Raw genomic sequence first — 23152 nt, forward strand, 5'->3', positions numbered from 1 at the left:
CAGGCAGGCTCAGCCGGAGGGAAGGTCCGGCAAGGAATCGGAGGGAGAAGCGGAAGGAGGAGGCGCCGGCATTGTGCCGCCGCGGGCCGGGCCCGGCAATGCGCCGGCCTTGCGCAGCAGGCGCTGGAACGCCTGCCGGAGCTGCCCGTTGCCGGCGCGCGCCGCGCCCGGACGGGCCACGACCACGTAATCGCCAGGCGCCAGATGCAGGCGCAGGTGGCGGAAGTCGTCGCGCAGCACGCGCTTGATCCGGTTGCGGCCGACCGCGCGCGGATCGACCTTGCGCGACACCGCCAGGCCCAGGCGCGGCTCGCCGTCGCCGGGCAACCAGTGCAGGCCGAGCAGGGCGTCGCCGAGGCGGCGGCCGCCCTCGAACACGCGGGAATACTCCACGCGCGAACGGACCCGGGCGCTGCGAGGGAATCGCGCGCGCGGGTCCGTGGTCATCTCGCGGAAGATCGCAGCGGCCCGGGGTCCGGAAGACGGGGCCGCGAGGCGAATCAGGCGCTCAGGCGCTTGCGGCCCTTGGCACGACGACGCGCCAGGACCTTGCGGCCATCGGCGGTCTTCATGCGGGCACGGAAGCCGTGGTCGCGCTTGCGCTTGAGGTTGCTGGGCTGGAAGGTGCGCTTGGTGGCCATGGCGGCACTCGATTCGGTAATGGGGCGAAAGAACCGGAAAGTGTAGGGAGCGCGGGCACTTCGGTCAAGTTCGCGTGCATGCCTCCTGCGCCGGGCCGCGCGCGGCCCTGTGGATGCCCTGTTGATAACAGTGGGAAAAGACGGGCCCGGATGGTAGGCTGGCGCGTCCCGACCCGACCCATGCGGTGGCCCGGCGACGCTTGCGGCGGCGCGGCCACCGCCCGACGAGCTTTGCCTTTCCGATGGATGCCTGGCCCCGCTGTCTGGAACGCCTCGAAGCCGAACTTCCGGCCGAGGACGTCCATACCTGGCTCAAACCCCTGCAGGCCGAGGAGCGCCCCGACAGCGTCGTCCTCTATGCCCCCAATGCCTTCATCGTCGAGCAGGTGCGCGACCGCTACCTGGCGCGCATCCGCGAGCTGGCCCAGCACTTCGCCGGGCACCTGAACGTCTCCCTGGAGATCGGCTCGCGGCCCAAGCCGGCCGAGCCGGTGCCGGCTGCCGCCGCGGTCGCCGGGCCGGCCCCGGCGCGCGCCAGCGCCCCGGCCGAGCCGTTCAACGGCAACCTGGACCCGCACTACACCTTCGAGAACTTCGTCGAGGGCCGCTCCAACCAGCTCGGCCGCGCCGCGGCCTGGCAGGCGGCGCAGAAGCCGGGCGACCGCGCGCACAACCCGCTGCTGCTGTACGGCGGCACCGGCCTGGGCAAGACCCACCTGATGTTCGCCGCCGGCAACGAGATGCGCCGCCTCAACCCGGGCGCGCGCGTGCTGTACCTGCGCTCGGAGCAGTTCTACAACGCCTTCTTCCGCTCGCTGCAGGAGAAGACCGCCGACCAGTTCAAGCGCCAGTTCCAGCAGATCGACGCGCTGCTGATCGACGACATCCAGTTCTTCGCCGGCAAGGACCGCACCCAGGAAGAGTTCTTCCACACCTTCAACGCGCTGTTCGACAGCCGGCAGCAGATCATCATGACCTGCGACCGCTACCCGCGCGAGGTGGACGGCCTGGAGCCGCGGCTGAAGTCGCGCCTGGCCTGGGGCCTGTCGGTGGCGATCGACCCGCCGGACTTCGAGACCCGCGCGGCGATCGTGCTGGCCAAGGCGCGCGAGCGCGGCACCGTGGTGCCGGACGAGGTCGCGTTCCTGCTGGCCAAGAAGATGCGCTCCAACGTGCGCGACCTGGAAGGGGCGCTCAACACCCTGGCCGCGCGCGCCAACTTCACCGGCCGCGCGATCACCGTGGAGTTCGCCCAGGAGACCCTGCGCGACCTGCTGCGCGCCCAGCAGCAGGCGATCGGCATCCCCAACATCCAGAAGACCGTGGCCGACTACTACGGGCTGCAGGTCAAGGACCTGCTGTCCAAGCGCCGCACCCGTTCGCTGGCGCGCCCGCGGCAGGTGGCCATGGCCCTGACCAAGGAACTGACCGAGCACTCGCTGCCGGAGATCGGCGACGCCTTCGCCGGCCGCGACCACACCACCGTGCTGCACGCCTGCCGCCAGATCCGCACCCTGATGGAGACCGACGGCAAGCTGCGCGAGGACTGGGACAAGCTGATCCGCAAGCTCAGCGAGTGATCCGTCCGCGGCCGGCGGCTGCGGTGGACCGAGCTGGGGTAAATTGGGCGGAAAACGGGGGCAGGCTGGGGATAACCCGGGGACAGAATCCAACCCCCAAAACCATCCACAGCTTGTCCCGGATCGCCCGGAGACTTTCCCGCAAGGTTTGTCCCCCAAGAAAAGTTTTCAAAAACAACGGGTTGCTATAGTTTTCCACAGGCTTCGGCGCCCTCCAGCACCACCGCTTTCAGATTTATTCCACATCTCTTTAAAAGCGTAGAGGCACGGAATCCCATGCGTTTCACTCTCCAGCGCGAAGCCCTGCTCAAGCCTTTGGCCCAGGTCGTCAACGTGGTCGAACGGCGGCAGACCCTGCCGGTTCTCGCCAACTTCCTGGTCCAGGTGCAGGACGGGCAGCTCTCGCTGACCGGTACCGACCTGGAGGTCGAGATGATTGCCCGTGCCGCGGTGGAAGACGCGGTGGACGGCGAGATCACGATCCCGGCGCGGAAGCTGTTCGAGATCGTGCGTGCCCTGCCGGACGGCAGCCGGGTGACCATCAGCCTCTCGGGCGAGAAGGTCACGGTGCAGGCAGGACGCAGCCGCTTCTCGCTGGCCACGCTCCCGGCCAACGACTTCCCCTCGGTCGACGAGGTCGAAGCCACCGAACGCATCAGTGTTCCGGAAGCGGCGCTCAAGGAACTGATCGAGCGCACCGCCTTCGCCATGGCCCAGCAGGACGTGCGCTACTACCTCAATGGCCTGCTGTTCGACCTGCGCGAGCAGATCCTGCGCTGCGTGGCCACCGACGGCCACCGCCTGGCCCTGTGCGAAGCGCCGCTGGAGCAGCCGGTGGGCACCAAGCGCCAGATCATCGTCCCGCGCAAGGGCGTGACCGAGCTGCAGCGCCTGCTGGAAGGCGGCGACCGCACCTTGGAACTGGAAATCGGTCGCAGCCACATCCGGGTGAAGCGCGACGATGTCAGCTTCACCTCCAAGCTGATCGATGGCCGCTTCCCGGATTACGAGGCGGTGATTCCGATTGGCGCGGAGAAGGAGGTCAAGGTCGACCGCGAGGTCATCCGTGCCGCCCTGCAGCGCGCCGCGATCCTGTCCAACGAGAAGTACCGCGGCGTGCGCGTGGAGATCTCGCCCGGACTGCTGCGCATCAACGCGCACAATCCGGAGCAGGAAGAGGCCCAGGAAGAGGTCGAGGCGGAGACCAAGGTCGACGGCCTGGCGATCGGCTTCAACGTGAACTACCTGCTGGATGCGCTGGGCGCGCTGCGCGATGAGCACATCGTGCTGGCCCTGCGCGATGCCAACTCCTCGGCGCTGGTGCGCGAGGCCGGCAGCGACCGTTGCCGCCACGTGGTCATGCCGCTGCGCCTCTGACCGTGGAAACCGCCGTGTTCCACGTGGAACCTGTACGACGCCCGGCCGATGCCGGGCGTCTTGCATTGGGAAATCCGGTGCCATGCGGGTAACCCGGCTGCAGCTGCGCGATTTCCGCCGCTTTGGCGAGGCCGGGCTGGAGCCGGGCCCCGGCCTGAATCTGGTGCTGGGCGCCAACGGCGCCGGCAAGACCACGGTGCTGGAAGCCCTGCACCTGATGGCCTATGGCCGCAGCTTCCGTGGCCGGGTGCGTGATGGCCTGGTCCGCCACGAGGCGGAGGCGCTGGAAGTATTCGTGGAATGGGAGCAGGCCGACGCGGTCGGCGTGCCCGCGCTGCGCCGCGCCGGCCTGCGCCATTCCGGCGACGCCTGGACCGGGCGCCTGGATGGCCGCGACGTGCCGCAGCTGGGCGAACTGTGCGCGGCACTGGCCGTGGTGACCTTCGATCCCGGTAGCCACGCCCTGATTTCCGGCGCCGCCGACAACCGCCGGCGTTTCATGGACTGGGGTCTGTTCCACGTGGAACACGACTTCCTCCTGCCGTGGCGGCGCTACGCCCGCGCCCTGCGCCAGCGCAATGCGCTGCTCAAGTCCGGTGGCAGCAATGCCCAGCTGGATGCCTGGGACCACGAGCTGGCCGAGGCAGGGGAGCTCCTGACCGGATTCCGCGAGGGTTACCTGGCCGCGCTGGAACCCCGGCTGCTGGATGTCGCTGCCCGGCTTTCGGCCTCGCTGCCCCTGCAGGGCCTGGAGTTCCAGCCCGGCTGGCGCCGGCACGAGCTATCGCTGGCCGATGCGCTGTTATTGGGGCGCGACCGCGACCGTGCCCTCGGCTACACCGGCGTCGGCCCGCATCGCGCCGACTGGCGCCTGCGGCTGGCCGGACTGCCGGGCAGGGAAGCGCTGTCGCGCGGGCAGACCAAGCTGGCGGCGCTGGCCATGCTGCTGGCCCAGGCGGCGGATTTCGCGGCCCGGCGCAGGCACTGGCCGGTCATGGCCCTGGACGACCTGCCTTCGGAACTGGACCGCGACCACCAGCACCGGGTGCTGGCCTTCTTCGAGGCCCAACCCGGCGTGCAGGTGCTGGTGACGGCCACCGAACTGCCAGCCGTGCTGGCCGGGCATACCGCGCTGCCCATCCACGTGTTCCACGTGGAACAGGGCCAGATCCGGGCCGGGCAGGGCGGTCCCGGGCCGGGTGGCCCGGCCTGATATAATCGACCGTCACCCCACAGCCACCCGGTCGCCCGCAAGGCGTGCGGCCTGGCTTCCGATTGCGGCGAAGGCATGAGCGAACAGACTCCCAGCTCCACCCCAGGTACTTACGACTCCAGCAAGATCACCGTGCTGCGGGGCCTGGAGGCCGTGCGCAAGCGCCCGGGCATGTACATCGGCGACGTCCATGACGGCACCGGCCTGCACCACATGGTGTTCGAGGTGGTCGACAACTCGATCGACGAGGCCCTGGCCGGCTACGCCAACGACATCGTGGTGCGGATCCTGGAGGACGGCTCGGTGGCCGTCTCCGACAATGGCCGCGGCATCCCGGTCGACATCCACAAGGATGAGGGGCGCTCGGCGGCGGAGGTGATCCTCACCGTGCTGCATGCCGGCGGCAAGTTCGACGACAACAGCTACAAGGTTTCCGGCGGCCTGCACGGCGTGGGCGTGTCGGTGGTCAATGCCCTGTCCGAACACCTGTGGCTGGACATCTGGCGCGACGGTTTCCACTGGCAGCAGGAATACGCCCTGGGCGAGCCGCTGTACCCGCTCAAGCAGCTGGAGCCTTCGGACAAGCGTGGCACCTGCCTGCGCTTCAAGCCGGCCCAGGAGATCTTCACCGACGTCGAGTTCCACTACGAGGTGCTGGCGCGCCGCCTGCGTGAGCTCTCGTTCCTGAACTCCGGCGTGAAGATCACCCTGGTCGACGAGCGCGGCGAGGGCCGCCAGGACGTGTTCCAGTACGAAGGCGGCATCCGCAGCTTCGTCGAGCACCTGGCCCAGCTGAAGAACCCGCTGCACCCGAACGTGATCTCGGTCAGCGGCGAGCAGAACGGCATCGTGGTGGAAGTCGCCCTGCAGTGGACCGACGCCTACCAGGAAACGATGTTCTGCTTCACCAACAACATCCCGCAGAAGGACGGCGGCACCCACCTGGCCGGCTTCCGCGCCGCGCTGACCCGCACCCTGACCAACTACATCGAGCAGAACGGCCTGGCCAAGCAGGCCAAGGTCAGCTTCTCCGGCGACGACATGCGCGAAGGCATGATCGCGGTGCTGTCGGTGAAGGTGCCCGACCCCAGCTTCTCCAGCCAGACCAAGGAGAAGCTGGTCAGCTCGGAGGTCAAGCCGGCGGTGGAAGCCGTGTTCGGCGCGCGCCTGGAGGAATTCCTGCAGGAGCACCCGCAGGAAGCCCGCGTCATCGTCGAGAAGGTGGTGGACGCCGCCCGCGCCCGCGAGGCTGCGCGCAAGGCGCGCGAACTGACCCGCCGCAAGGGCGCGCTGGACATCGCCGGCCTGCCCGGCAAGCTGGCCGACTGCCAGGAGAAGGATCCCGCGCTATCTGAACTGTTCATCGTGGAGGGTGACTCGGCAGGCGGCTCGGCCAAGCAGGGCCGCAACCGCAAGAACCAGGCCGTGCTGCCGCTGCGCGGCAAGATCCTCAACGTGGAGCGCGCGCGCTTCGACCGGATGCTCTCCAGCGCCGAGGTCGGCACCCTGATCACCGCGCTGGGCACCGGCATCGGCAAGGACGAGTACAACCCCGACAAGCTGCGCTACCACCGCATCATCATCATGACCGACGCGGACGTGGACGGCTCCCACATCCGCACCCTGCTGCTGACGTTCTTCTACCGGCAGATGCCGGAGCTGCTGGAGCGCGGCCACGTCTACATCGGCCTGCCGCCGCTGTACAAGGTCAAGCAGGGCAAGCAGGAGCTGTACCTGAAGGACGACGCGGCGCTGGACGCCTACCTGGCCAGCAGTGCGGTCGACGGCGCCGCACTGGTCCCGGCCGAGGGCGAGCCGCCGATCACCGGCGAGGCGCTGGAGAAGCTGCTGCTGGCCTATTCGGCCGCGCGCGACACCATCCAGCGCAGCGCGCACCGCTTCGACCCGCTGCTGCTGGAGGCGCTGGTCGACTTCGCGCCGCTGGACACCGAGCACCTGGCGCGCAACCCGGAAGGCGCGGCCGAACTCAAGGCGCTGGAAGCGCGCCTCAACCGCGGCAAGCTCGGCACCCCGCGCTTCGGCCTGGAGCTGCTGCCGGCGGCCGAGGACCGCCCGGCCGCGCTGCGCCTGACCCGCCGCCACATGGGCGAGGAAGTGCAGCAGGTGCTGCCGCTGTCGATCTTCGAGAGCGGCGAGCTGCGCCCGCTGCACGATGCGGCGGTGCTGCTGCACGGCCTGGTGCGCGAGGGCGCGCAGGTGATCCGCGGCAACCGCAGCCAGCCGGTGGCCAGCTTCGCCGAGGCCCAGGCCTGGCTGATGGAGGAGGCCAAGAAGGGCCGCCAGATCCAGCGCTTCAAGGGCCTGGGCGAAATGAACCCCGAGCAGCTGTGGGAGACCACGGTCAACCCGGACACCCGCCGCCTGCTGCGCGTGCGCATCGAGGACGCGGTCGCCGCCGACCAGATCTTCAGCACGCTGATGGGCGACGTGGTCGAGCCGCGCCGCGAGTTCATCGAGAACAACGCGCTGAAGGTCGCCAACCTCGATGTCTGAACCGGCCCCGGCGCCGCCGGCGCATGCCGCCGGCGCGGTCCCGACCGCGCGGCTGCCGCGGGTGCTGGGCGCGTTCGCCCTGGACCTGGTGGTGGCGGTGGGCGTGCTGCTGGCCGTGACCTTCGCGGTGATGATGGCCTGGGGCGCCTGGCGCGCCTTCTCCGCCATGCCCGCGCTTGGCGGCAGCGCCGACGCCGCCAGCCTGGCGCGCGCGGTGGGCGAACCCGGCGCGCTGGTGCAGATGCTGGCGGCGATCCTGGGCATGTCCGCGGCGGCGCTGGTGCTGTACTTCTGGCGCCGGCCGGCCACCGCGCACCAACGCCAGTGGTCGTGGCAGGCGGCGCGCAGTCCGCGCACCTGGGCCCGTGCGCTGGGCGCCGGAGTGCTGGTGTTCGCCGGCAGCTCGCTGGCCAGCTGGCTGATCTCGCTGACCGGTGCCGAACCGGTCCCCTCGAACCTGGCCCTGGTGGACGAGGCCGCGCGGCGCTGGCCGGTGTTCCTGGTGCTGTTCGCCGTGGTCCTGGCCCCGGCCTACGAGGAGCTGCTGTTCCGCCGGGTGCTGTTCGGGCGCTTCCTGGACGCCGGCCGGCCGTGGCTGGGCGTGGTGCTCAGCAGCCTGGCGTTCGCGCTGATGCACGAGGTCCCCGGGGTGAGCGCCAACCCGCCGCTGGCGGTGGCCATGCTGCTGGCGGTGTACAGCGGCATGGGCGCGGTGTTCGCCTGGCTGTACTGGCGCAGCGGCACGCTGTGGGCGCCGATCGCCGCGCATGCGGCCAACAACGGCTTGGCGCTGCTGGTACACGGGCTTGCCTGAGCCGCGTGCTTGACGAAAAGTTAAGCCCCCCGCGAACACACTTTCCCGTGGAACCAGCAAGGGCGGGATCACAATGAGACAGTGGATGCTTGCCGCCGCAATCGCGGTGGTCGTGGCCGCCTGCGCCACCACCACCTCGCCGACCGGCCGCAAACAGTACATGGCGTATTCGGACGCCGAGCTCAACCAGGTCGGCGCCCAGGCCTTCAACGAGATGAAGGCCAAGCAGCAGACCCTCTCCGGCGGGCAGCAGTCGGCCTACGTGCAGTGCGTGGTCCAGGCGCTGGTCGCGCAGCTGCCGGCGGAGTGGCGCTCGCTGCCGTGGGAGACCGCGGTGTTCGTCGACGACACGCCCAATGCCTTCGCCCTGCCGGGCGGCAAGGTCGGCGTGCACACCGGCATGTTCAAGGTGGCGAAGAACCAGGACCAGCTGGCGGCGGTGCTGGGCCACGAGATCGGCCACGTCTACGCCCGCCACACCAACGAGCGCGTCTCGCGCCAGGCCGCCACCTCCGGCGTGCTGGGCCTGCTCGGCGCGGTCGCCGGTGCCCGCTATGGCGACCGCGCCTCCCAGGCCATCACCCAGGGCGGCGGCACCCTGGCCCAGCTGGGCCTGCTGCTGCCGTTCTCGCGCAACCAGGAGGCCGAGTCGGACCAGATCGGCCAGCAACTCATGGCCCAGGCCGGCTTCGACCCGGCCGAGGCGGTCAACCTGTGGCAGAACATGATCGATGCCGCCGGCAGCCGCCAGCCGGAATGGCTGTCCACCCACCCCGACCCGCAGAACCGGATTGCCAGCCTGCGCCAGCGGGCGCCGACCCTGCAGGGGACCTACCAGGCAGCACGCAACGCGGGCCGAACGCCGCGTTGCGGCTGATAACGTCTTCCTAACATCCGGAACCAGTCCTTTCCGTATTGAGGCAGGTTCTGTTAGGTTTGCCGACCGATCCGCCATCGACCACCGGTGGCACGAAAGAGGTGATCCATGAAATTCCGCAGCAAGCACGCCGTCCTGTCGCTTTTCGTCGCAGCCGCCCTCGGGGGCGTGGTGCTGGCGGAAGACGCCGCCGCGCAGTCGCGCGGCAGCAAGAAGTCGCAGGGGGCCGAGCAGCTGTACCCGCAGGCGACCCGCAAGGAGCCGGCGACCACGTCCTCGCGCAAGGCGGGCAAGAACCTGCAGAAGATGCTGGACGCGTTCAACGAAGAGGACTACGCCCAGGCCCGCAGCCTGGCCGACCAGATCCTGGCCACCGAAGGCACCAACGACTACGACCGTGCCCTGGCCGCGCAGGTCGCCGCCCAGGCGGCTTACAGCGAGGATGACAGCGCTGCCGCCAAGGCCTACCTGGAGCAGGTGCTGCAGTACAACGGCCTGGACAACAACGGCCACTACCAGTCGATGCTGATGCTGGCCCAGCTGCACCTGGCCGACGACGAGGTCGACCAGGGCCTGGCCGTGCTCGACCGCTACCTGTCCGAGACCCAGTCCTCCAAGCCGCAGGACCTGGTGCTCAAGGGCCAGGCGCTTTACCAGGCCGAGCGCTACCAGGAGGCGATCCCGGTGCTGAAGCAGGCGGTGGAGTCGCCGGAAGCCCGGGACAACTGGGTGCAGCTGCTGATGGCCTGCTACGTCGAGTCCGGCCAGCACGGCGAGGCGATCGCCCTGGCCGAGCGCCTGGTGGCCAAGAACCCGGGCGACAAGAAGGCCCAGACCAACCTGGCCACCGTCTACGCCCAGGCCGAGCGCATGGACAAGGCCGCCGAGGTGCTGGAGAAGCTGCGCGCCGCCGGCCAGCTGAGCGAGGAGCGCGAGTACCGCCAGCTCTACGTCACCTATGCCAACATGGAAGGCCGCGAGAAGGACGTGATCGCGGTGATCAACGAGGGCCTGCAGAAGGGCCTGCTGAAGCCGGACTACCAGACCTACCTGGCCCTGGCCCAGTCCTACTACTACAGCGAGCAGATCCCGCAGGCGATCGAGAACTGGCAGAAGGCGGCCCCGCTGTCCAAGGACGGCGAGACCTACCTGAACCTGGCCAGGGTCCTCTACCAGGAAGGTCGCGTGCCGGAGGCCAAGCAGGCCGCCCAGCAGGCCCTGGCCAAGGGCGTGCGCAAGCCCGAGGACGCGCGCAAGATCATCAACCTCAAATAAGTAGTCCAAAATCAGCCGCCGGGCCCTAGGCACAGGGCCTCGGTATTGGTATATGCTTGGCGGTTCATGCGGTTTTCACCGTGCATCACGGAACCGCCGGGTTCCAGCCTCACAATCGAGCCATTGGCGCAATGACTGAACAACTGGTCGTCCACAGGAACTACGAAGAAACCGAGGACAGCGGGCTAAGCTGGCCGCGCATCATCGGCATCGCGTTCGTCATCGCGCTTCATCTGGCGGCGCTGATGCTGCTGCTGATCCCGGCCGTGGCCCCCAAGGCGGAGAAGGAGAAGGAGCGCGCCATCCTGGTGACGCTGGTCGACGCCCCGCCGCCACCCCCGCCGCCGCCGCCGCCGCCGCCGAAGCAGGACAAGCCGCCGCCGCCGATCAAGGAGCTGTCGCCGCCGAAGCCCTCGCCGGTGCCGCCGCCGCCGGAGGCTCCGCCGATCGACGTTCCGGAACCGCGGCCGACCGACGTGTTCCAGGAGCCGAGCCCGCCGGCGCCGCCGGCCCCGCCGACCGACATCGCGGCCAGCGTGGACATCTCGTCCAAGAACATGAACCCGCCGCGCTACCCGCCGGCCGCCGCGCGCGCCGGCATCGAGGGCGAGGTGATCCTGATCATCGACGTCGACGCCAATGGCAATGTCACCAACGTCACGGTCGAAAAGTCCAGCCGTAACCGCGACCTCGACCGTGCCGCCATGGAGGCGGCTCGCAAGTGGCGCTTCAATCCCGCAGTCGTGGACGGCCAGAAGGCGGCCGGTCGCGTCCGGGTCCCGGTGAACTTCACCCTGGGTTGATGTCCGAACCCCGTGGCGGCCCGCCGCCACGGTAGCCGGGCCTACGTTTCCGCCTTCCTTCTACAACACCACCAAACCAAACAAAGGTAAGCGTCATGCTGCAGGAACTCTTCATCGCCGCCGCTGCCGGGGGCAACGCCTCCGCCCTGAACCAGATGGGCTTCGACCACCTGCTCCACGAGATGACCACCAAGCCCGGTGAGTTCGCTGTCTCCTGGATCGTGCTGCTCGTCCTGGTGTTCATGTCGGCGGCGTCCTGGTACTGGACCATCTTCAACGCCATCAAGAACATGCGCCTGAAGGCCGCCGCCGACCGCGTGGTCAACGCCTTCTGGGAAGCCCCGAACGCGCAGGAAGCCATCCGCGTGATGGAAGAGCAGCCGCGCAGCGAGCCGTTCTCCAAGATCGCCCTGGACGCCGCCCAGGCGGCTGCCCACCACCAGCGCACCGAAGGCGCCGGCGCCGGCCTGGGCGAGAACCTGAGCCGCTCGGAGTTCGTCGACCGCGCCCTGCGCCAGGCCGTGACCCGCGAGAGCGCCAAGCTGCAGTCGGGCATGGTGCTGCTGGCCACCGTCGGCGCGACCGCTCCGTTCGTCGGCCTGCTGGGTACCGTGTGGGGCATCTACGGCGCCCTGATCCGCATCGGCGCGACCGGTTCGGCCTCGATCGACGCCGTTGCCGGCCCGGTGGGTGAGGCGCTGATCATGACCGCGATCGGCCTGTTCGTCGCGATCCCGGCCGTGTTCGCCTTCAACTTCTTCAGCAAGATCAACAGCGCCACGATCGCCAAGTTCGACGCGTTCGCTCACGATCTGCACGACTTCTTCGCCACCGGCTCGCGCGTGCGCTGAGCCGGTACCGAAGCGTCGTTCCAGCCTAGACGGAGAGCCCCATGGCCTTCAGTACCGACAACAGCAGCGGTCCGATGAACGACATCAACGTCACGCCCCTCGTGGACGTGATGCTGGTGCTGCTCATCATCTTCATCATCACCGCGCCGCTCATGGCGCATAAGGTGAAGGTCGAGCTGCCCGAGGCCAACCTGGTCCGCTCGCACGACGAGGAGAACGATCGCCTGATGCCGATCACCATCGCGGTGACGGAGGATGGCTCGCTCTACTGGAACGACGAGCCGATCACCCGCGAGGTGATGGAGTCGAGGCTGTCCAGCGTTGCCCAGCAGACCCCGCAGCCGCCGCTGAACCTGCGCGCGGACCGCACCACCCGCACCGGCATCATCCAGGATGTCATCAAGGTGGCCCAGGGTCAGGGCATGCTCGACATCGGTTTTGTCGCCACCAAAGAGAAGGGGCAGTAACCCATGGCTTTCAGTACGGGTGGCAACAAGGGCCCAATGGCGGAGATCAACGTCACGCCGCTGATCGACGTGATGCTGGTCCTGCTGATCATCTTCATCGTGACCGCGCCGATCATGACCTACCCGATCGACGTGGCCCTGCCGCAGCGGGTGCTCAACCCGCCGCCGGTCACGCGTGAACCGCCGCCGCCGATCGACCTGCGCATCGACGCCTCCAACCAGGTGTACTGGAACAACGGCCCGGTTGCCCTGGCCAACCTCCAGCAGCTGATGGAGACCGAAGTGCAGCGCGATCCGACCAACCAGCCGGAGCTGCGCATCGATGCCAGCGGCGACTCGCAGTACGAAGTGCTGACGCGCGTGCTGGCCGCGGCCAAGAACGCGGACATGAAGAAGATCAACTTCGTGCAGTAACAGTGCCCTGGCGGCCCCGCCTCCTGCAGCGGTAGGGTCGCCGGGACCAGCACTGGGATAACGCCGCCTCCGGGCGGCGTTTTTCGTTTCACGCTGCCGCGGCGCCGGCCCCGCTCCGGTTACGGCACGGCGTGGCCCCGAGCGGTGCGCCAGACCCGTCCGCGGGCCCGGAAGGCGGGCGGCCGCTGCGCGGCAGCGCCGGACAGCAACGCAGCGTCCCCGGAGCCCGCGGCGGAAGCCGTCGGGCCGGCGCGCCGCGTCCCGGGCTGCATGCAGTACCGCCACGTGGAACCCGCAAACCGGATGGCGGCGCCCGTACCGGACCTGTTGCCCGGCAGGTCCGGTACGGGCGCACTTGCCTGTGGCCGGTCCGGCGGCGGCTGGCCGCGACCGCCGCGGGGCACTCAGCCAGTGCGGCCGAGGATCCCGAGATAGGCGCGGACGGTGGCGTCCAGGCCGGCGTAAAGCGCCTCGCCCACCAGGGCATGGCCGATGGAGACTTCCTCGATCCCCGGTACCGCGGCGAGGAACTGGCCAAGATTGGCCTGGGACAGGTCGTGCCCGGCATTGACCCCCAGCCCCGCGGCCTGGGCCCGCCGCGCGGTGTCGGCGCAGGCGGCCAGTGCCGCCCGGGCATCGCCGGCGGCATGGGCCACGGCATAGGGGCCGGTGTAGATCTCGATGCGCTGGGCACCGACCTCGGCCACGCGCTCGACCCGCGGATTGCCCGCGTCCACGAACAGGCTGACCCGGCAGCCCAGCGCCCTGAACCCGGCCACCTGGTCGGCCAGGGCCTGCAGGTCGCCTTCCAGGGCGAAGCCGTGGTCGGAGGTCAGTTGGCCGTCGCTGTCCGGGACCAGGGTGACCTGGGCCGGGCGCACCTGCCCGCACAGCGCCAGCAGGCCGGGATAGCCGGGACGCGGCGGGGCGAAGGGGTTGCCCTCGATGTTCAGTTCCACGCCGTACCCGGCGGTGGCCGCGGCCAGCGGCGGCAGGTCCTCGGCGACGATATGGCGCCGGTCGGGACGCGGATGCACGGTGATGCCGTGGGCGCCGGCGGCCAGGCAGGCGCGCGCGGCCGCCAGCACGTCCGGCTCCCGGCCGCCGCGCGAATTGCGCAGCACCGCGACCTTGTTGACGTTGACGCTCAGCCGGGTCATGGCGCCGGCGGGCTGTCGTCGCCCTGGCGCGCGGCGGCCTCGCGCCGGCGCGCCTCGGCCAGCTGGCGCAGGCGCAGCAGCTCGGCCGGATCGACCATCGCCACCTCGTCGCGGCTGCCCTGGCCGATCCGCTCGCGGTACCAGCCGACCACCCAGGCCAGCAGGAAGCCGGCCATCATCAGCAGCCACAGGGCCAACAGCCCGGCGCTATGGGTGGTCAAGGCAAGCATCAGGGCCCCCAGGGCCAGCAGCAGGTACAGCCAGTGCATCGCGATTCTCCGCAGATCGGCGCCCCCTCGTGCGCCCCGGCGCCGCCATGATGCCGCCGCCGGCGGCCGCCGGCCAGCCCGCGCATCCGCCAGCGTGGCCGCCCGTCGCCTACAGCACCGGCGACAGCAGGCGCGCGAACGCCTCCGGCAGGCGGTGCCGCCACAGGCCCATGGGGCGGTCCAGCCGGACCCGCGTGGACTGCTCCATCTCCCCTTCCAGCAGCTGCGCCAGGGCCTCGCAGGTCTGGCGGTCGCGCAGCATCATCGAGGCCTCGAAGTTGAGCCGGAAGCTGCGGTGGTCGAAGTTGGCGCTGCCGACCACGCACAGGTCGTCGTCGGTCACCAGGGCCTTGGTGTGGAGCATGCGCGGGCCGTACTCGTAGACCTTGACCCCGGCCTTGAGCAGCTCGTCGAAGTACGAGCGCGCGGCCAGGGTCACCAGCAGCGAGTCGCAGCGCCGCGGCACCAGCAGGCGCACGTCCAGCCCGCCCAGCGCGGCCGAGGTCAGGGCCATGCGCGCCGCCTCGCCCGGCACGAAGTAGGGCGTGGCCAGCCATACCCGGCGCCGCGCCTCGTGGATCGCGGCCACCTGCAGGCGGTGGATCGCTTCCCACGAGGAGTCCGGGCCGGACACCAGCAGCTGGGCGAAGATCCGGCCGCGCGGAGCCTCGGGCCAGTAGGCGGGATCACCGAACCGGGTGGGTTCGGTGCAGTCGGCGTAGATCCAGTCCTCGACGAAGGCCAGCTGCATGCTGCGCACCACTTCGCCCTCCACCCGCATGTGCAGGTCGCGGAAGGCGCGGTCGCGGACGGTCTCGTCGTGGTCGTCGGTGATGTTGATCCCGCCGATGAAGCCGACCGCGCCGTCGATCACCACGATCTTGCGGTGGTTGCGCATGTTCAGCCACGGCCGGGTGAACGGCCGGAACTTGGTCGGATGGAACCAGCAGAACTGGCCGCCGGCCTCGACCAGCGGCCTGAGGTGGCGTTCGCGCAGCGGCCCGGAGCCCACCGCGTCCAGCAGCAGGCGTACCTCGACGCCGGCGCGGGCACGCTCGGCCAGCGCCTCCAGCAAGCGTCCGCCGGTCCTGTCGGGGCGGCAGATGTAGTACTCCAGGTGGATGTGGTGGCGGGCCCTGGAGATGGCCTCCAGCAGGGCGGTGTAGGTCGCGTGGCCGTCGACCAGCCAGTCTGCGCGGGTGGCGGTGGACGGCGGCAGTCCGGTGGTGGACTGGGCCACGCGCGCCAGCTCCACCGCGCTGTCGTCGGCCGGGCAGATTGCCGAGTAGTGGCCCATGCCCGAGCGCGAGCGCCCGCGCCGCAGGCGCTGCCGCTTGATCCGCTGCGGGCCGAGCAGGAAGTAGACCAGGAAGCCTATGTAGGGCAGCAGGGCCAGGGACAGCACCCAGCTGAGGGTGGCGACCGGCTCGCGCTTCTGCAGCACGACCCAGGCGACCAGCCAGGGGATGTACAGCAGCCAGGCCACGGCGAGGTAGAGGCCGAGGTTCGGAACCGAGCTGACGGCCTGCCAGGCGGCTTGGATGAGGTCGGGCATGGCGGCGATTCTAGGCGGGCCGGCGGCGACGCGGGGGTGAGGGCGTCGCAGCCGCTGAGACGCGGCCGTGGCAGGCTGGGCCCATGCACGGACCTGTCATCAAGGGGCGCGGCGCGCGCGGCTACCTGCCGGGGCGGTTCGAGGCCACCACCACCGAGGCGGTGGACGACGGCTGGGCGCCGCCGGAGGCCGACACCGAATCCGGCCCGGATCCGTCGCGCCCGCGCACCCGGGTCCAGGAGGAAACCGCGCGCAGCATCATCAGCCGCAACAATTCCCCGGACGTGGGCTTCTCGCAGTCGGTGAACCCCTACCGCGGTTGCGAGCATGGCTGCTCGTACTGCTTTGCCCGGCCCTCGCATGCCTACCTCAACCTGTCGCCGGGCCTGGATTTCGAGACGAAGATCTTCGCCAAGACCAACGCGCCGGACCTGCTGCGCCGGGAACTGGCGCGCCCCGGCTACCGCCCCAGCCCGATCGCGCTGGGCATCAACACCGACGCCTACCAGCCGCTGGAACGCAGGCTGCAACTGACCCGGCAGCTGATCGAGGTGCTGCTCGAGTGCCGCCACCCGTTCACCCTGATCACCAAGAACGCGCTGGTGGAGCGCGACCTGGACCTGCTGCAAGCCGCCGCCGCGCTCGACCTGGTCCATGTGCACTTCCCGGTGACCTCGCTGGATCCGCACCTCAGCGCCCGCCTGGAACCGCGCGCCGCCGCCCCCCACGCGCGGCTGCGGGCGATGCGCCGCCTGCACGAGGCCGGGGTTCCGGTCGGAGTGATGTTCGCCCCGGCCATCCCGTGGGTGAACGACCACGAGCTGGAGCGGGTGCTGGAGGCGGCGCGCGAGGCCGGCGCCACCAGCGCCGGCTACATCCTGCTGCGGCTGCCACACGAGGTGGCGCCGCTGTTCCGCGACTGGCTGCAGGCGCACCTGCCCGACCGCGCCGAACACGTCATGAGCACGGTGCAGCAGATGCGCGGCGGGCGCGACTACGACTCCGGTTTCGGCACCCGCATGCGTGGCCAGGGCCGCTACGCCGACCTGCTGGAGCAGCGTTTCGCCCTGGCGTACCGGCGCTCCGGCTATGCGGACGCGGCCACCCGCCCGCTGGACTGCAGCCGCTTCCAGCCGCCGCGGCCGCCTTCGCCGCAGGGGGAGCTGTTCTGAAGCGGCGCGCGTGCGGTCATGGCCTGGTGACCGGGTAGGCCAGCAGGATCACCAGGTCGTCCTCCCCCGCCTGTTCGATCGCATGGGTGCTGCCGGGCCTGGTCAGCATGGCGTCGCCCGGACCCACGTCGTGCACCTTGCCGTCCAGCACGTAGCGGCCACGGCCGGCGAGCACGTAGTAGATCTCGTCCTTGTGGTGCTGGTGCAGGCCGATGCCGGCGCCCTTGTGCAGCACGCGCTTGCGCATCACGAAGGAGAGGCCGTCGGCATCGGCGAACAGCGGATAGGCGGTGGTGCTGCCGGCGCCGCCGTGCGGACCGGGCTGGGCGCGGGCCAGCGCCGCCTCGTTCACCACCTGTGAAGGACGCGGCTGGGCGGCTGCATCCTGCCGCGCGGTGGCCGGGGCGCCGCAGTCAGTGTCGCGCACCACGTGCCGTTCCAGCGCCGGATCCAGCGTCTTCCAGTCGCGCACCACCAGGCACGCGACCATCGTCGCGCCGGCCGCCGAAAAGTGGGTGTCGTCGGCGATGCCGCGTTCCGGCACGTGCTCGTAATAGGCGCGCGAGGCTTCCTCGCCGAGCGCGCGGACCCAGTCGCGGCTGCTGGCGTTGAGGTCGACCAGCGCCACCTGCTCGCGCCGGGCCAGCTCGCGCATGGCATCGGTGTAGCGGGCGTGGGTGTCCAGCAGCGAGCCGAAGCTCCAGATCCGCCGGGTCACCGGGGTGATCAGTACCGGCGTGGCACCGCGCGTGCGCGCCAGCTCCACGTAGCGCATGAGCCAGCGCGGGTATTCCTCGCGCGGTTCGGTGTAGCGGCCGGGGTCTTCCTGCTTGGCGTCGTTGTGCCCGAACTGCACCAGCAGCACGTCGCCGCGGCGCAGCTCGCGGGCGATGGCATCCAGCCGGCCTTCGGCGATGAAGCTGCGCGAGCTGCGCCCGCCGATGGCGTGGTTGCGCACCTCGAACGCACCCGGGTCCAGGAAACCCTGCAGGTGCTGGCCCCAGCCGTTGCGCGGCGCGCGCTCGGGGCCGTACCCGGCGGCGGTGGAATCGGCGGCGATGAACACCCGCCGCGGCGGGGTCGCCGCGCCCGCCAGCAGCGGCACGGCCAGCAGGAGCAGGGTGGCAATGCGGGGCAGGATGCTCATGGGGCCTCCCAGGGATGCCAGGCAGTCGGTGCCTGGAATCGGGACCTGGCCGCGGCCGCGGAGAGAGAGGGGGGACGTCGCCTCTCGCCAGGCGGCGCCCACACGACCGCGGCCAGGTCCCTTCCAAAGCCAGGGCGAAGGCGGACGGCGGCGGCCGTCCGCACCGGCTTCAGCGCGCCAGCCAGCCGCCGTCGACCGGGATCACCGCGCCGTTGACGTAGTCCGAGGCGCGGCTGGCCAGGAACACCGCCGTGCCGCCCAGGTCCGCCGGCACGCCCCAGCGGCCGGCCGGGATGCGGTCGAGGATCGCCTTGCTGCGCTCCTCGTCGGCGCGCAGCTGCGCGGTGTTGTCGGTGGCCATGTAGCCCGGGGCGATGGCGTTGATGTTGATGCCCTTGCCCGCCCACTCGTTGGCCAGCAGCCGGGTGATGCCGGCGATGCCGCTCTTGGAAGCGGTGTACGAGGCCACGCGGATGCCGCCCTGGAACGACAGCATCGAGGCGATGTTGATGATCTTGCCGCTGCCCTGGGCGATGAAGCGTCGGCCTGCGGCCTGCGACATGAAGAACGCGGACTTGATGTTGACGTTCATGACGTCGTCCCAGTCCTTCTCGCTGAAGTCCACCGCGTCGGCGCGGCGGATCAGGCCGGCGTTGTTGACCAGGATGTCCAGGCCGCCGAGGCCGGCGACGGTTTCCTCGACCAGGCGCGCGACCGGCTCGATCGAGATCAGGTTGGCTTCCAGGTTGAGGAAGCGGCGGCCCAGCGCACGCACCTTCTCGCCGGTTTCCTCGGCCGCGACGATGCCGGCGGCGGCGATGTCGGCGCCGGCTTCGGCCAGCGCCAGCGCGATGCCCTGGCCCAGGCCGGTGTTGGCGCCGGTGACCAGCGCGACCTTGCCTTCCAGACTGAACGGGTTGTTTGCCATGAGCGGTCCTCGGTTCTGGCCGGCGGCGTCATGGCCGCCGGATGCATGGGAAGCCGGGGGGTGTCCCGGCGCATCGGGAGCTGCGCCGGCGGTCCACCGGCGAGGGGCGCCGCCGGCGGGCGGCGGCGCGGGCATTACTTGAGCTGGCAGATGTCCAGCACGTGCATGTCGGTGTAGTCCAGGTTCTCGCCGCCCATCGCCCAGATGAAGGCGTAGTTGGAGGTTCCCGATCCCATGTGGATCGACCACGGCGGCGAGACCACGGCCTCGTCGTTGCGCATGACGATGTGCCGCTGCTGGTCCGGCTGGCCCATGAAGTGGTAGACGCGGTCGTCCGCGCCCAGGTCGAAGTAGAAATAGACCTCGCTGCGGCGGTCGTGCAGGTGCGGCGGCATGGTGTTCCACACGCTGCCCGGCTTGAGCACGGTCAGGCCCAGCAGCAGCTGCGAGGACTGGCAGGTGGACGGCACGATGAACTGGTAGATGGTGCGCTCGTTGCTGGTCTCCAGCGCGCCGCGGTCCAGGGCCACGGCGTCCTTGATCGACAGCTTCTTCGTCTCGAAGCGGGCGTGCGCCGGGGTCGAGGCGAGGTAGAACTTGGCCGGGCTGGATGCGTCGGCCGAGGAGAAGCTGACCTCCTCGCTGCCCATGGCCACGTACAGGCCGTCCTTCGGGCCAAGCACGTACTCGGTGCCGTCGACGGTCACCGTGCCGGTGCCGGCGCCGACGTTGATCACGCCCAGCTCGCGGCGCTCCAGGAACGGCTTGCCCGCGGCCGAGGCCGGCTCGACCTGGCGCGGCAGCGACACGGTCTTGCCAACCGGGGCGGCACCGCCGATCACGAAGCGCTCGTAATGGGTGTAGTTCAGGCGGACCTCGTCGGCGGCGAACAGCTCGCCGATCAGGTACAGGTCGCGCAGCTCGTCGTTGCTGGCGCCCTGCATCACGCCGGGATGAGTCGCGTAATAGGTCTTCTGGTACATCGGTACGGCTCCTGGCAAGCGGGGGACCGGGGGCGGTCCCTATCCATCGCGGACGATTCTAGGCCTTCTGGTAACCGGTGTCATTCTGCGCTGCGCCATTCCGCGCGGGGCGCGGGAAGGCAGGGGGAAAGCCGCCTCAGGGCGGCGGCTGGCAGGAGTCGCGGACGATCAGGTGCGGGCGCACGCTGGCAACCGCCAGCGGGGCGGTATCGGTGCGGATCAGGGCTCCGGCGGCGATCCGGCCGGTGTCGCGGGTATGCCGGCGGACCGAGGTCAGCGACGGCCACAGGCGCGAGGCCAGCGGGCTGTCGTCGTAGCCAACCACCGACAGGTCGCGCGGGATGCTGATGCCCGCGCGCAGTGCGACCTTGTACACGCCGGCCGCCATCTCGTCGTTGCCGCAGAAGATCGCGGTCGGGCGCTGCCTGGCCGCGAACAGCTTCTCGGCCGCGGCCACGCCGGACTCGAAGGTGTAGCTGGCCTCGATGATGCGCGCCTTCGGCACCTCCACGCCGCGCTGGGCCAGGGTGTCGAGGAAGCCGTTGGTGCGTTCGATGGCCGAGCGGTAGGTCAGCGGGCCGGTGATCAGGGCGATGTCGCGGTGGCCGAGGGTCAGCAGGTAGTCGGCCGCCTCGACCGCACCCTCGCGGTCGTGGGTGACGATCATGCGGCCGTCGTTGTCCTCGAAGCCCACCGGCACGATGCGGCTGTAGCGGCAGCCCAGTTCGGCCAGCATGTCCGCGAGCTTCTGGTCCTCCGAGGCGCGCGGCACCAGCATCACCCCGTGCAGCTTCTGCTGCTGGACGAAGCGGCGCACCCCATCGATGTAATTCGGCGTGCGGCTGTCGCAGGGGTGCACCACCAGCTCGAAGCCCGAATCGCGCAGCGCGTCCAGCGCGCCGTACTGCATGTCGACGATGTACTGCGCGGTCGGGTTGTCGTAGACCATGCCGATCAGGAACGAGCGCCGGAACGCCAGCCCGCGGGCCAGCGGGTCGGGCGTGTAGCCGACTTCCCGCATCAGCGCCTCGACCTTCTCGCGGGTGTCCTTGCGGACCAGGGGCGAGTTGTTGATGATCCGCGAAACGGTCTTCTTCGACACCCCCGCCAGGCGGGCGATGTCGTTGATGGTGGCTGCCTTGCCGGAGGGAATCCGGGAGGCCGTATCTGGGCTCTTGCGCGCGGGCATGTTCGGCTTCACGGGAATATCGGTTGGATTCTAGCCGGAGCCGCGGCCCGGCGAGGGGCGGGGCACGCCAGTCGGCCCGCGGCGGCCGGGCTTGCCGCCGTCCCGGGCGCCCGGATCAGCCCCGCAGCAGGGCCGGCAGCCACAGCGACAGCTGCGGGAAGAACGCCACCACCAGCAGCACGCCCAGCCCGGCCAGCCAGAACGGCCAGATCGAGCGCATGGCCTGGCCGACGCTGATCTTGCCGATGGCCGTGCCGATGAACAGGACCGAGCCCACCGGCGGGGTGACCAGGCCCAGGCCGCCGGTCAGCACCAGGACCAGGCCGAAGTGGATCGGGTCGATCCCGTAGGCGCGCGCCACCGGCAGGAAGATCGGGGTGCAGATCAGGATCATCGGCGCCAGGTCCATGAAGGTGCCCAGCAGCAGCAGCATGACCACGATCATCAGCAGCACCGCGTACTTGCTGTGCGCGATCGACTGCAGGAACTCCACCGCCGCCGCCGGTACCTGCAGGTAGGCCAGCAGCCAGCCGAACACGGCCGCGGTGGCGATCACGAACAGGATCACGCCGGTGCTGCGCGCCGCGTGCACCACGGTCTCGAGGAACTCCTTCAGCCGCAGCTGGCGGTACAGGACGATGGTCACCAGCAGGGCGTAGACCACGGCGATGGCCGCCGACTCGACCGCGGTGAAGATGCCGGCGCGGATGCCGACGAAGATCAGGGTCACCAGGCCCAGGCCCGGCAGCGCCGCGACCAGCCGCAGCAACACCGCGCGCCAGCCCGGGAACAGCTCCACGCCGTAGCCGCGGCGGCGCGCGACCAGGTAGCCGGTGGTCATCAGCGTGGCGGTCATCATCAGCGCCGGGACGATGCCCGCGGCGAACAGGTCGGCGATCGACAGGCCGCCGCCGGCCGCGGCCGAGAACAGGATCAGGTTGTGCGAGGGCGGCACCAGCAGCGCGACCAGCGCCGCGGTGATGCTGACGTTGACCGCGAAGTCCCGGTCGTAGCCGCGCTTGACCATCTGCGGGATCATCGTGCCGCCGACCGCGGACACGTCGGCGATGGCCGAGCCGGACACGCCGCCGAAGAACAGCGAGGACAGGATCGAGACCTGGCCCAGGCCACCACGCATGCGTCCCACCAGGGAGGCGGCCAGCGCGATCAGGCGTTCGGAAATGCCGCCGCGCATCATGATCTCGCCGGCGAAGATGAACAGCGGGATCGCGATCAGCGAGGCCGAGCCGGTGCCGGCCGACACCTGCTGGACCAGCACCACCGAGGGCAGGTCCAGGTACAGCAGGGTCGCCAGCGCCGCCGCGGCCAGCGCGAACGCCACCGGCACGCCGATCACCAGCAGCACGGCGAACACCAGGAACAGCAGGGCGATGGCCATCAGCGGTCTCCTTCCATGGCGGCGGCCTGGTGCGGCAGCAATGCCAGCGCCAGCCGGTTGAGCGCGAACAGCACCATCAGCGCGCCGCCGGCGGCCAGCGGGAGGTAGTTGATGCTTTGCGGCAGGGCCGCGCCGGCAGCCTTGATGTGCAGGCCGTCCAGCAGCAGCACTGAGGCCCACCACGCCAGCACCGCGCCGATCGTGGCCACCACCAGCTGCACCACCACGTCGATCGCGGTCCGCATGCCCGGGCGCACGTGGTCGTGCAGCAGGAAGAAGCCGAAGTGGCGGTTGGTGTGCACGCCGGTGGCCGCGCCCAGGCTCATGGCGGTGGCCAGCAGCAGCAGGGTCACCGGCTCGGTCCAGCTCGGCGAGTCGTTGAGCACGTAGCGGGCGAACACCTGCCAGCCCTGCACCACCACCAGCCCGAGCAGGGCGGCGGCGGCGATGCCGATGGCGACGGTGGCGATCAGGTCCAGGACGCGCTGGGCGCCGGTGGGTGGGACGGTCACGGGTTCGGACAT

23 protein-coding genes are annotated in these 23152 nt (G+C 70.2%); 12 read left to right on the plus strand and 11 right to left on the minus strand.

Going from position 1 to position 23152, the window contains the following annotated elements; translation table 11 throughout:
* Positions 1-9: 9 nt before the first annotated feature.
* Positions 10-447, minus strand: coding sequence for a ribonuclease P protein component (gene rnpA, locus PSEJ31_RS0100190; protein WP_050992112.1), 438 nt, complete (start codon positions 445-447; stop codon positions 10-12).
* 53 nt (positions 448-500) lie between these two features.
* Positions 501-641 carry a 50S ribosomal protein L34 gene (gene rpmH / locus PSEJ31_RS0100195; RefSeq protein WP_019397383.1) on the minus strand — a complete coding sequence of 47 codons (141 nt, stop codon included), beginning with the start codon at positions 639-641 and terminating at the stop codon, positions 501-503.
* A gap of 242 nt (positions 642-883) precedes the next feature.
* Between rpmH and dnaA the strand changes: the two genes are divergently transcribed.
* The 11 genes from dnaA (at position 884) to PSEJ31_RS0100250 (ending at position 12826) form a co-directional block, all read left to right on the plus strand.
* Positions 884-2221, plus strand: coding sequence for a chromosomal replication initiator protein DnaA (gene dnaA, locus PSEJ31_RS0100200; protein WP_019397384.1), 1338 nt, complete (start codon positions 884-886; stop codon positions 2219-2221).
* Between the two features lie 276 nt (positions 2222-2497).
* Positions 2498-3598, plus strand: coding sequence for a DNA polymerase III subunit beta (gene dnaN / locus PSEJ31_RS0100205; RefSeq protein ID WP_019397385.1), 1101 nt, complete (start codon positions 2498-2500; stop codon positions 3596-3598).
* Positions 3599-3680: 82 nt separating this feature from the next.
* Positions 3681-4811 (plus strand): DNA replication/repair protein RecF, encoded by a 1131-nt coding sequence (gene recF, locus PSEJ31_RS0100210; protein ID WP_028914288.1) that lies wholly within the window; start codon positions 3681-3683, stop codon positions 4809-4811.
* 75 nt (positions 4812-4886) lie between these two features.
* Positions 4887-7325, plus strand: coding sequence for a DNA topoisomerase (ATP-hydrolyzing) subunit B (gyrB, locus tag PSEJ31_RS0100215; RefSeq protein WP_028914289.1), 2439 nt, complete (start codon positions 4887-4889; stop codon positions 7323-7325).
* Positions 7318-8139 (plus strand): type II CAAX endopeptidase family protein, encoded by an 822-nt coding sequence (locus PSEJ31_RS0100220; protein ID WP_028914290.1) that lies wholly within the window; start codon positions 7318-7320, stop codon positions 8137-8139. Before gyrB ends, PSEJ31_RS0100220 begins: the two co-directional genes overlap by 8 nt.
* 73 nt (positions 8140-8212) lie before the next feature.
* Positions 8213-9016: a M48 family metallopeptidase gene (locus PSEJ31_RS0100225; RefSeq protein WP_028914291.1), complete on the plus strand. Its 804-nt coding sequence runs from the start codon at positions 8213-8215 to the stop codon at positions 9014-9016.
* A gap of 108 nt (positions 9017-9124) precedes the next feature.
* Positions 9125-10291, plus strand: a complete 1167-nt coding sequence (locus tag PSEJ31_RS0100230) for a tetratricopeptide repeat protein (RefSeq protein ID WP_019397390.1) — start codon at positions 9125-9127, stop codon at positions 10289-10291.
* 131 nt (positions 10292-10422) lie between these two features.
* Entirely contained in the window at positions 10423-11094 is a 672-nt protein-coding gene (locus PSEJ31_RS0100235; protein ID WP_028914292.1) for an energy transducer TonB, read from the plus strand.
* Between the two features lie 95 nt (positions 11095-11189).
* A complete protein-coding gene (gene exbB / locus PSEJ31_RS0100240; RefSeq protein ID WP_019397392.1) occupies positions 11190-11945 on the plus strand; it encodes a TonB-system energizer ExbB in 756 nt (251 codons plus the stop codon).
* 41 nt (positions 11946-11986) lie between these two features.
* Complete coding sequence (locus PSEJ31_RS0100245; RefSeq protein ID WP_019397393.1) at positions 11987-12412, plus strand: biopolymer transporter ExbD; 426 nt, start codon at positions 11987-11989, stop codon at positions 12410-12412.
* A gap of 3 nt (positions 12413-12415) precedes the next feature.
* Complete coding sequence (locus PSEJ31_RS0100250) at positions 12416-12826, plus strand: biopolymer transporter ExbD (RefSeq protein ID WP_026010245.1); 411 nt, start codon at positions 12416-12418, stop codon at positions 12824-12826.
* A gap of 404 nt (positions 12827-13230) precedes the next feature.
* Here the strand turns inward: PSEJ31_RS0100250 and PSEJ31_RS0100255 are convergent, their stop codons facing one another.
* From PSEJ31_RS0100255 to cls, 3 genes are all read right to left on the minus strand, one after another.
* A complete protein-coding gene (locus PSEJ31_RS0100255; protein ID WP_028914293.1) occupies positions 13231-13986 on the minus strand; it encodes a pyridoxine 5'-phosphate synthase in 756 nt (251 codons plus the stop codon).
* Positions 13983-14255, minus strand: a complete 273-nt coding sequence (locus PSEJ31_RS0100260) for a hypothetical protein (protein WP_019397396.1) — start codon at positions 14253-14255, stop codon at positions 13983-13985. The genes PSEJ31_RS0100255 and PSEJ31_RS0100260 overlap by 4 nt, the downstream gene beginning before the upstream one ends.
* Positions 14256-14364: 109 nt before the next feature.
* Positions 14365-15810, minus strand: a complete 1446-nt coding sequence (gene cls, locus PSEJ31_RS0100270) for a cardiolipin synthase (protein ID WP_028914294.1) — start codon at positions 15808-15810, stop codon at positions 14365-14367.
* Between the two features lie 83 nt (positions 15811-15893).
* On the opposite strand from cls, the gene PSEJ31_RS0100275 reads away from it, so the two are divergent.
* Positions 15894-16982 (plus strand): PA0069 family radical SAM protein, encoded by a 1089-nt coding sequence (locus PSEJ31_RS0100275; RefSeq protein ID WP_028914295.1) that lies wholly within the window; start codon positions 15894-15896, stop codon positions 16980-16982.
* A 16-nt stretch (positions 16983-16998) separates the two neighbouring features.
* Here the strand turns inward: PSEJ31_RS0100275 and PSEJ31_RS0100280 are convergent, their stop codons facing one another.
* From PSEJ31_RS0100280 to PSEJ31_RS0100305, 6 genes are all read right to left on the minus strand, one after another.
* Positions 16999-18129, minus strand: a complete 1131-nt coding sequence (locus PSEJ31_RS0100280) for a GDSL-type esterase/lipase family protein (protein ID WP_013533710.1) — start codon at positions 18127-18129, stop codon at positions 16999-17001.
* 169 nt (positions 18130-18298) lie between these two features.
* Positions 18299-19057: a 2-dehydro-3-deoxy-D-gluconate 5-dehydrogenase KduD gene (gene kduD / locus PSEJ31_RS0100285; RefSeq protein WP_013533711.1), complete on the minus strand. Its 759-nt coding sequence runs from the start codon at positions 19055-19057 to the stop codon at positions 18299-18301.
* A gap of 134 nt (positions 19058-19191) precedes the next feature.
* Positions 19192-20040, minus strand: coding sequence for a 5-dehydro-4-deoxy-D-glucuronate isomerase (kduI, locus tag PSEJ31_RS0100290; RefSeq protein WP_013533712.1), 849 nt, complete (start codon positions 20038-20040; stop codon positions 19192-19194).
* A gap of 136 nt (positions 20041-20176) precedes the next feature.
* Positions 20177-21229: a LacI family DNA-binding transcriptional regulator gene (locus PSEJ31_RS0100295; RefSeq protein ID WP_028914296.1), complete on the minus strand. Its 1053-nt coding sequence runs from the start codon at positions 21227-21229 to the stop codon at positions 20177-20179.
* Between the two features lie 115 nt (positions 21230-21344).
* Positions 21345-22628: a TRAP transporter large permease gene (locus tag PSEJ31_RS0100300; protein ID WP_028914297.1), complete on the minus strand. Its 1284-nt coding sequence runs from the start codon at positions 22626-22628 to the stop codon at positions 21345-21347.
* Positions 22628-23152, minus strand: coding sequence for a TRAP transporter small permease (locus tag PSEJ31_RS0100305; RefSeq protein WP_013533715.1), 525 nt, complete (start codon positions 23150-23152; stop codon positions 22628-22630). The genes PSEJ31_RS0100300 and PSEJ31_RS0100305 overlap by 1 nt, the downstream gene beginning before the upstream one ends.

The organism is Pseudoxanthomonas sp. J31, assembly GCF_000510725.1.
In the GTDB taxonomy this organism is placed as follows: domain Bacteria; phylum Pseudomonadota; class Gammaproteobacteria; order Xanthomonadales; family Xanthomonadaceae; genus Pseudoxanthomonas.

Excerpts from the sequence above, each read along its gene's own strand:
- rnpA (WP_050992112.1), bottom strand. The coding sequence starts at position 447 with ATGACCACGGACCCGCGCGCGCGATTCCCTCGCAGCGCCCGGGTCCGT.
- rpmH (WP_019397383.1), bottom strand. The coding sequence starts at position 641 with ATGGCCACCAAGCGCACCTTCCAGCCCAGCAACCTCAAGCGCAAGCGC.
- dnaA (WP_019397384.1), top strand. The coding sequence starts at position 884 with ATGGATGCCTGGCCCCGCTGTCTGGAACGCCTCGAAGCCGAACTTCCG.
- dnaN (WP_019397385.1), top strand. The coding sequence starts at position 2,498 with ATGCGTTTCACTCTCCAGCGCGAAGCCCTGCTCAAGCCTTTGGCCCAG.
- recF (WP_028914288.1), top strand. The coding sequence starts at position 3,681 with ATGCGGGTAACCCGGCTGCAGCTGCGCGATTTCCGCCGCTTTGGCGAG.
- gyrB (WP_028914289.1), top strand. The coding sequence starts at position 4,887 with ATGAGCGAACAGACTCCCAGCTCCACCCCAGGTACTTACGACTCCAGC.
- PSEJ31_RS0100220 (WP_028914290.1), top strand. The coding sequence starts at position 7,318 with ATGTCTGAACCGGCCCCGGCGCCGCCGGCGCATGCCGCCGGCGCGGTC.
- PSEJ31_RS0100225 (WP_028914291.1), top strand. The coding sequence starts at position 8,213 with ATGAGACAGTGGATGCTTGCCGCCGCAATCGCGGTGGTCGTGGCCGCC.
- PSEJ31_RS0100230 (WP_019397390.1), top strand. The coding sequence starts at position 9,125 with ATGAAATTCCGCAGCAAGCACGCCGTCCTGTCGCTTTTCGTCGCAGCC.
- PSEJ31_RS0100235 (WP_028914292.1), top strand. The coding sequence starts at position 10,423 with ATGACTGAACAACTGGTCGTCCACAGGAACTACGAAGAAACCGAGGAC.
- exbB (WP_019397392.1), top strand. The coding sequence starts at position 11,190 with ATGCTGCAGGAACTCTTCATCGCCGCCGCTGCCGGGGGCAACGCCTCC.
- PSEJ31_RS0100245 (WP_019397393.1), top strand. The coding sequence starts at position 11,987 with ATGGCCTTCAGTACCGACAACAGCAGCGGTCCGATGAACGACATCAAC.
- PSEJ31_RS0100250 (WP_026010245.1), top strand. The coding sequence starts at position 12,416 with ATGGCTTTCAGTACGGGTGGCAACAAGGGCCCAATGGCGGAGATCAAC.
- PSEJ31_RS0100255 (WP_028914293.1), bottom strand. The coding sequence starts at position 13,986 with ATGACCCGGCTGAGCGTCAACGTCAACAAGGTCGCGGTGCTGCGCAAT.
- PSEJ31_RS0100260 (WP_019397396.1), bottom strand. The coding sequence starts at position 14,255 with ATGCACTGGCTGTACCTGCTGCTGGCCCTGGGGGCCCTGATGCTTGCC.
- cls (WP_028914294.1), bottom strand. The coding sequence starts at position 15,810 with ATGCCCGACCTCATCCAAGCCGCCTGGCAGGCCGTCAGCTCGGTTCCG.
- PSEJ31_RS0100275 (WP_028914295.1), top strand. The coding sequence starts at position 15,894 with ATGCACGGACCTGTCATCAAGGGGCGCGGCGCGCGCGGCTACCTGCCG.
- PSEJ31_RS0100280 (WP_013533710.1), bottom strand. The coding sequence starts at position 18,129 with ATGAGCATCCTGCCCCGCATTGCCACCCTGCTCCTGCTGGCCGTGCCG.
- kduD (WP_013533711.1), bottom strand. The coding sequence starts at position 19,057 with ATGGCAAACAACCCGTTCAGTCTGGAAGGCAAGGTCGCGCTGGTCACC.
- kduI (WP_013533712.1), bottom strand. The coding sequence starts at position 20,040 with ATGTACCAGAAGACCTATTACGCGACTCATCCCGGCGTGATGCAGGGC.
- PSEJ31_RS0100295 (WP_028914296.1), bottom strand. The coding sequence starts at position 21,229 with ATGCCCGCGCGCAAGAGCCCAGATACGGCCTCCCGGATTCCCTCCGGC.
- PSEJ31_RS0100300 (WP_028914297.1), bottom strand. The coding sequence starts at position 22,628 with ATGGCCATCGCCCTGCTGTTCCTGGTGTTCGCCGTGCTGCTGGTGATC.
- PSEJ31_RS0100305 (WP_013533715.1), bottom strand. The coding sequence starts at position 23,152 with ATGTCCGAACCCGTGACCGTCCCACCCACCGGCGCCCAGCGCGTCCTG.